The 1,668-nt window shown below is 74.6% G+C and carries 3 protein-coding genes and 1 pseudogene; all 4 read left to right on the forward strand.

All coding sequences use genetic code 11. The features are described from left to right. Nucleotides 1-154: 154 nt before the first annotated feature. A complete protein-coding gene (locus AAC134_RS23820; protein ID WP_339952303.1) occupies nucleotides 155-397 on the forward strand; it encodes a hypothetical protein in 243 nt (80 codons plus the stop codon). Continuing rightward, nucleotides 394-660, forward strand: coding sequence for a hypothetical protein (locus tag AAC134_RS23825; RefSeq protein WP_339952305.1), 267 nt, complete (start codon nucleotides 394-396; stop codon nucleotides 658-660). Before AAC134_RS23820 ends, AAC134_RS23825 begins: the two co-directional genes overlap by 4 nt. After that, a complete protein-coding gene (locus AAC134_RS23830; protein ID WP_339952307.1) occupies nucleotides 657-1,076 on the forward strand; it encodes a hypothetical protein in 420 nt (139 codons plus the stop codon). Before AAC134_RS23825 ends, AAC134_RS23830 begins: the two co-directional genes overlap by 4 nt. Continuing rightward, nucleotides 1,073-1,668 (forward strand): annotated as a pseudogene (locus AAC134_RS23835) (hypothetical protein); the annotation flags it as partial. The gene AAC134_RS23830 and the pseudogene AAC134_RS23835, both read left to right, overlap by 4 nt.

Here is a 1,668-nt window from a genome sequence, read left to right on the forward strand (position 1 = left end):
AGCTGGTGCTGCGGCACGATGTTCCCGACTTCATCGGCGTGGCGATGCCGGTCGGCCGCCCGAAGCTTCGCCCCGACGGCGGCTCGCTTGGGCAGCTGCGCATGAAACAGGTGGAGCGGCTGAGGAAGCTCGCCCCCGCACCGGAGGCCGCGTCGTGACCCGCCCCACCACCCCTTTCAAGCCGCCGACGGTCGAGGACCGCGTGAAGAGCGTCGAGATCGCGATGACGCCCGAGCTGCACCGCTTTGGCGATCCCCGCCTGAATCGCGCCAGGGCCAAGGCCGCGATGGAGGAGGCCGCGGCCGTGATCCTCGCGCTCGACGACCTGCGCGAGCGGGCGGTCGTCATCCACGACCGCGCCGCCGAGATCGTCCAGGCCGAGGAGTCCGTCGCATGACGCCCGAAGGCGAAGCCAGCCTCGCCGCCGCGATGGCGCGGAAGGCCGGCCCCGCGGCCCCGCTGCGGGCCATGGCGCCCACGTCGCTCATGATCGTGACCTGCGAAGGCCGGCCGCGGCTCTACGCCGACGCGCTGGACGCCGACGCCGCGCGCGATCGCCGCCAGGCGTGGGCGATGGTCCAGGGCATCTACCGGGCCCGGCGCATGCTGCGCACCCGCGCCGCCGCCGCGGCCCTGTCCGAAACCGGGGGCGCGGCATGACCCGCCGCGTCCTCCCGCACCGCCGCCGCAACGAGACCGTCGGACTCGAGCACCAGGGCCAGCACCTGACGGTGACGGTCGGCTTCGACGACGACGGCCACGCCCGGGAGGTCTTCGCGGATGGTGCGCGGCTGGGCTCCGACCTCGCCCACGTCATCGCCGATGCCTGCGTGGTGATGTCCCTCGCCCTGCAGCACGACTGCGCGGCGCCGGACCTCGTCAAGAGCCTGAGCGTCACGCCCGACCTCGCCCGCGGCGAGGACGCGACCCGCCCTGCCAGCGTGCTGGGCGCCATCGCGGCCGCCGTCGCCGTTGCGGGCCCTCGCGGCCGCTCGCCCGAGGCCTTCGCGGCCGGACCCTCTCCCTCGCCACGGCCCTCCGGCTCCGCCGCGGCCCGTCCGGAGACCGCAGCATGACCCCGCCCGACCTGCCGGCCCCCGACAGCCCCGCCAAAGACTGGCGCGCGACGCCGCTCCACGGTCGCAGGACCCGCAGCGACCGCACGCCGCCGCCGCGGGGCGCCTGCGCGCCCTCCGGCTGGTGGATCCTCCCGGGCGCCGCCTTGGGGGCCCTCCTGATCGCAGGCCTGACCACCTGCGCCCGCGCCCAGGCCCTGACCGTCTGCGCACCGCGACCCGCGCTGATCGCCGTCCTGGCGCAGCGGGGCGAGCGGCCGGTGTTCGTCGGCCTCGCCGGCGAGGCGATGCAGGCCGAGGGTCTGCAAACCCTCTTCGACATCGACGAATTGTCGATCATGGGGATCTCGGCGATCCTCGCGCGGCTGCCGCAACTCGTCCGCCGCGTGAACCAGACGGCCGATGCCATCGTCGCGGCAGAGCCGGACGCTCTCGTCGTCATCGACAGCCCGACCTTTTCCCACCGCGTTGCCAAACGGGTGCGGGCGCGGCTTCCGCAGGTGCCGATCGTCAACTACATCCCGCCGACGGTCTGGGCGTGGCGCGAGGGCCGGGCGGCGAAGATGCGGCCCTATGTCGACCACGCGATCTG

It is taken from the genome of uncultured Albimonas sp. (assembly GCF_963977235.1).
Lineage (GTDB): Bacteria > Pseudomonadota > Alphaproteobacteria > Rhodobacterales > Rhodobacteraceae > Albimonas.